Raw genomic sequence first — 5284 nt, forward strand, 5'->3', positions numbered from 1 at the left:
GAAATCGTAAGCAGAAAGAAGTTCACGAACTTCCATCTCTACCAATTCCAGCAGCTCTTCGTCATCTACCATGTCGCATTTGTTCATGAATACGATCATGTAAGGAACGCCAACCTGGCGACCCAGTAGGATGTGCTCACGGGTCTGTGGCATAGGGCCATCAGTCGCAGCAACAACCAGAATTGCGCCGTCCATCTGAGCAGCACCGGTGATCATGTTTTTCACATAGTCGGCGTGGCCTGGGCAGTCTACGTGCGCGTAGTGGCGAGCTGGGGTGTCATATTCAACGTGGGAAGTGTTGATGGTGATACCACGAGCTTTTTCTTCTGGTGCGTTATCGATCTGATCGAATGCGCGCGCAGAACCGCCGTAGGTTTTAGCCAAAACGGTGGTAATTGCAGCAGTCAGGGTAGTTTTACCATGGTCAACGTGGCCGATAGTACCAACGTTAACGTGCGGTTTTGTACGTTCAAACTTTTCTTTAGACATCGATTGTCCCTCTAAGACACGGTTAAATCGGTGGTATCACCACATCAACCAAGCGTTTGCTTGATGAATTATTTTACAGAAAAAAATCAGGAGGGAGAATTTGGAAGTGGTGCTGATAGGCAGATTCGAACTGCCGACCTCACCCTTACCAAGGGTGCGCTCTACCAACTGAGCTATATCAGCACATCTTGGAGCGGGCAGTGGGAATCGAACCCACATCATCAGCTTGGAAGGCTGAGGTAATAGCCATTATACGATGCCCGCATCTTTGAACTCGGCTACCTGATTGTTCTGAAGAACGCGAAGACGGGGATAAGGATATGAGACACTTAAACCTCACCTTCACTTACGATGTGCCTTACATCATAAGTTGCCTTATTACTAAGGCTCGTTAATTTTAAGTACTTGAATGGTGCCGGCACCAAGAGTCGAACTCGGGACCTACTGATTACAAGTCAGTTGCTCTACCAACTGAGCTATGCCGGCATCAAGTGCTGCGCATTCTAGGGAGACTTGCCGGGGTATGCAACAAAAAAATTGTATGAATTGCTTCTTCGCTCATGTTTTATTCAAAAAATAGGTTTTTTTCCTCTTCCGACCCTATAACCGGGTAAATAACATCCAAACAACCCCCTGATACTTTCGCAGGTAAAGGCTGGCCACGCTGATTTTTTCGTTGCTTTGACAAAAAACAGGTCCACTGAGTAACCACAACTCTTTATGCACCGAAAATGCGCGCTTGCCTCATCAAGGGTCATCATGGAAGACGTATTTTCTTCCTGAGCCCAGTTTGGAGCTGTTTTATTGTGGCGTATCTTTTGCATTACTCCTTACGCGAATGTCGTGCTGTCATTTGAGAGGTAAGGAATGAAAATTGTCATGCTTAACACCGCCACATTACCGGTCTATCGCGATGAGCTCGCGCTCCTGCTTATAGAAGCCAGCCATCAGGGAGTTCAGGCAGGTTTACCTTGCACTTTTGAACAGAGAGAAGCCGAGGATGCGTTCCATGATTTGCGCCCTGCCCTTTCTAATAATGAACTGTTGCTGTGGATAGCCAGGGATGACCAAGGTGTCGCCGGCACGCTGCTCCTCAATTTAAGCCATTCACCGGACACGCCTCATCAGGCCGAGGTCAGCACTTTGTTAGTTTGTTCAAGGGCCAGGAGGCGTGGCGTAGGGCGCTTATTGTTACGTGAGTCAGAGAATACGGCGCAAGATTTACGCTATACATTGCTCTCCTCAGACATGCAGTCTGGCTCCGGTGCGGAAGCATTTTATCGGGCGCAAGGTTATCGGTGTGCGCCCTCCCGGGCAGGATCTCAAGATTACAGCAGAAAAAATGAAGTGGTCTATTACAAACAACTCCAGCCAATAGGCTGTTTTTCTCATTCTCTCATTTAACCTGACAGGTGCGAATACCCCGCACCTCTGCCTTATCATTCTTCATCATTTACATGATTTTCTCAAAAAATTTTTAACTCAATCAAAGAAATCGTTAAGTTATAAGAAAAAGATCTCTCCTGAAAACGAAGCTGTCTATAATATGCTGCTGGTTTACTGTCTGGAGTTGGCGTGAGCGCCTATCCTGACCTGCGCTAACAGGCAGACTTTAACTTATGAAAAAAAGAGACCCATCCTTGGCAACGCCTTACTTGCAGTTTGATCGTGCACAGTGGGCTGCCTTGCGTGATTCGGTACCATTAACGCTCAAAGAAGCGGAAGTGGTGAATCTTAAAGGCATCAACGAGGACTTATCCCTCGAAGAAGTGGCACAAATTTATTTGCCGCTTTCACGTCTTCTCAATTTCTATATCAGTTCAAACCTACGCAGGCAGGCTGTGCTTGAGCAATTCCTGGGCACCGACGGCCAGAAGATCCCGTATGTGATTGGTATTGCGGGGAGTGTGGCGGTAGGGAAAAGCACCACGGCGCGAGTCCTGCAAGCGCTGCTAAGCCGCTGGCCTGAACATCGCTCTGTTGAGCTAATCACAACCGATGGGTTCCTCTATCCCAATAAGACGCTCCAGGAGCGTGGGATCATGAAGAAGAAAGGGTTCCCGCAGTCCTACGATATGCACCAGTTGGTCAATTTCGTTTCTGAGGTAAAATCTGGGGCGAAAAGGGTCACCGCGCCCGTTTATTCGCATTTGATTTATGATGTGATCCCAGACGGAAATAAAGTCATTGAACAGCCAGACATTCTTATTCTTGAAGGGTTAAACGTTTTACAAAGTGGCATGGACTATCCTCATGATCCGCATCGGGTATTTGTCTCAGACTTTGTCGATTTCTCAATATACGTCGATGCGCCGGAAGATTTATTACAGGGATGGTATATCAACCGTTTCCTAAAATTCCGTCAGGGCGCGTTTTCCGATCCCGATTCTTATTTCCATCACTATGCAAAGCTGCCAGAAGAAGACGCTGTGAACATTGCGACACAGTTGTGGAACGAGATCAACGGATTGAATTTGAAAGAAAATATTCTCCCTACAAGAGAGCGGGCAAGCCTGATTCTGACTAAGAGTGCTAACCACGCCGTTGAAAATGTCAGGCTGAGAAAATAGATTTTTCGAATTAAAAAGGAGAGCCGCTGCTCTCCTTTTTAATTCACCGACCGCGCAGGGATATTTCCCCTCCGATATACGGCTTAATTATGCCGTCCTGCTCTAGCAGTAAAGCGCCTTGCTGATCTATCCCACGTTCGATACCGTGAATTTCCTGCTCGCCAATCAACAATTTTACCGGACGGTCGAGGAAATTATCTAAACCTCGCCAACGACTTATAAATGGCGCAAGTCCTTCCTTCTCAAAATGTAATAACGCAGCCCGTAGTTCTTTCAGCAGCGTTGCTGTCAGCTCATTACGATCGATATTAACACCCGCTTCCTGCAAGTTTATCCAACCCTGATTAATGGTTTCCGCTGCTGGTTCATGCATTTTAAGGTTGATGCCCGCCCCGATAACCAGCTGTGCTGCATCCCCGGTTTTCCCGGTCAGTTCCACCAGAATACCAGCCAGCTTTCTGTCTTTCAGATAAAGGTCATTAGGCCACTTAACTCGTGCGTCTTCAGCCCCCAGGCGCTGAAGGACTTCAGTCATCACGATCCCAATAACCAGACTGAGGCCCATTGCAGCAGCCGGGCCTTGATCGAGTTTCCAGTACATTGAAAGATAGAGGTTGCTGCCAAATGGCGAAAACCATTTTCGTCCTCGACGTCCTCGCCCTGCCTGCTGGTACTCGGCAACGCAGGCATCTCCCGAGCTCAGTTCGCCGATCCGGTCAAGAAGGTATTGATTAGTGGAGTCAATGACGGGCAAAACATTTACGCGCCCCGCTGGCAGCATGGAAAGAATTTTAGCTTCATCCAGTAACTGGATTGGATGTGGAAGGCTATATCCTTTGCCGGGTACAGTGAAGATATCCACACCCCAGTCGCGCACCGTTTGAATATGTTTATTGATCGCGGCGCGGCTCATTCCCAGCGCAACGCCCAGCTGTTCACCTGAATGGAACTCACCATCGGCCAGTATAGAGATCAAGTGCAACGGGACTGTTATATCTTTCATGACAACGCCTCCACGGCATTCACTTCGCCGCCGGCGGCGATAAAACGAACTTCCGGCTCAAGCCAGATACCAAACTTCGTAGCAACGGTATTTCGCACATGTTTTGCCAGCGCACGAACATCCGCACTACTGGCATGATCTTTGTTGATCAACACCAGCGCCTGATTCTGATGCACGGCTGCCCCGCCGATACTGAATCCTTTGAGATGTGCCTGTTCAACCAGCCAGCCTGCAGCCAGTTTAACCTGCCCGTCAGGCTGAGGATAAGATGGCATGGTGGGAAATTCACTGCGGATCTTTTCCGCGAGCGCTGCATCAACCGTAGGGTTCTTATAAAAACTGCCGGCATTACCGGTAATTGCGGGATCGGGCAGTTTACTCAGGCGCATTGCGCATACTGAATCGAAAATCTGACGCGAGGTGACGGTATGTGGATCAAGGCGAGTGAGATCGCCATAGGTCAGCTTAGGTTGCCAATGCTTCGTCAGCTTAAAACCTACAGCGACAATGGCATAACCATCTTTATAAGCGTGCTTGAAGATGCTTTCACGATATCCGAACTGGCACTCTTCCGACTGAAGCCGGGTTACTTTGCCGTTTTTCATGTCTAAGACGTCAACATAGTGACAGACGCTTTGCAGCTCAATGCCGTAAGCCCCAATGTTCTGAATTGGTGCTGACCCGACACAGCCAGGGATCAATGCAAGATTTTCCAAACCAGGAATATTGCGTTCGAGTGTAAAACACACTAGCTGATGCCAGTTTTCCCCGGCACCGACGTGCAATAGCCATTCATCTGCATCTTCCGTCACTTCAATACCTTTGATTCTGTTCAGAACGACAGAACCGGTGAAGTCTTCAAGAAACAGAACGTTGCTACCCTCGCCTAATAATAGAAATGGCTGTTGCTTTTCTTGCGCCTTTTTCCATGCTTCGATCAGCTGAGTTGTACTATTTATATGCGTAATGACCGCAGCATGTGCAGCTAAAGAAAAGGTATTCAGGGATTGAAGCGAGGTGTCATCAGTCGACATAACATATTACTCATGAGTGACTTAATTATGCCTAGTTTAACTGATCCGATAACCTCTGGCGCAGCGTTTTATCAGTTGTAGGGGAGCACAACAGCAAAGCGGACTATTCAATAACCGCTCCTTCACCTTTCATTTCCGCCAAATTCCATATAGCAAAAAGCCCTGTACATCAGTACAGGGCTTTCTAC

The 5284-nt window shown here is 48.0% G+C and carries 5 protein-coding genes and 3 tRNA genes; 2 read left to right on the forward strand and 6 right to left on the reverse strand.

Translation table 11 applies throughout. From position 1 onward, the window contains the following. From IEV89_RS21470 to IEV89_RS21485, 4 genes are all read right to left on the reverse strand, one after another. Positions 1–489: GTP-binding protein (locus tag IEV89_RS21470; protein WP_188474247.1), on the reverse strand; the 489-nt coding region annotated here is incomplete at its 3' end. A 107-nt stretch (positions 490–596) separates the two neighbouring features. Continuing rightward, positions 597–672 (reverse strand) — tRNA-Thr (locus IEV89_RS21475). Between the two features lie 6 nt (positions 673–678). Then, positions 679–753 (reverse strand) — tRNA-Gly (locus tag IEV89_RS21480). Between the two features lie 146 nt (positions 754–899). Continuing rightward, positions 900–975: transfer RNA gene (locus tag IEV89_RS21485), tRNA-Thr, on the reverse strand. Positions 976–1356: 381 nt separating this feature from the next. Here IEV89_RS21485 and IEV89_RS21490 point away from each other — a divergent pair. Both IEV89_RS21490 and coaA read left to right on the forward strand, forming a co-directional pair. Next, positions 1357–1893, forward strand: a complete 537-nt coding sequence (locus IEV89_RS21490; RefSeq protein WP_188475537.1) for a GNAT family N-acetyltransferase — start codon at positions 1357–1359, stop codon at positions 1891–1893. A gap of 215 nt (positions 1894–2108) precedes the next feature. After that, entirely contained in the window at positions 2109–3059 is a 951-nt protein-coding gene (gene coaA, locus IEV89_RS21495; protein ID WP_188475539.1) for a type I pantothenate kinase, read from the forward strand. A 43-nt stretch (positions 3060–3102) separates the two neighbouring features. Here the strand turns inward: coaA and birA are convergent, their stop codons facing one another. Further along, positions 3103–4062, reverse strand: coding sequence for a bifunctional biotin--[acetyl-CoA-carboxylase] ligase/biotin operon repressor BirA (birA, locus tag IEV89_RS21500; protein ID WP_188475540.1), 960 nt, complete (start codon positions 4060–4062; stop codon positions 3103–3105). After that, positions 4059–5096, reverse strand: a complete 1038-nt coding sequence (gene murB / locus IEV89_RS21505) for a UDP-N-acetylmuramate dehydrogenase (protein WP_188475543.1) — start codon at positions 5094–5096, stop codon at positions 4059–4061. Before murB ends, birA begins: the two co-directional genes overlap by 4 nt. Between the last annotated feature and the right edge of the window lie 188 nt (positions 5097–5284).

This window comes from Hafnia psychrotolerans (assembly GCF_014639435.1).
Classification (GTDB): domain Bacteria; phylum Pseudomonadota; class Gammaproteobacteria; order Enterobacterales; family Enterobacteriaceae; genus Ewingella; species Ewingella psychrotolerans.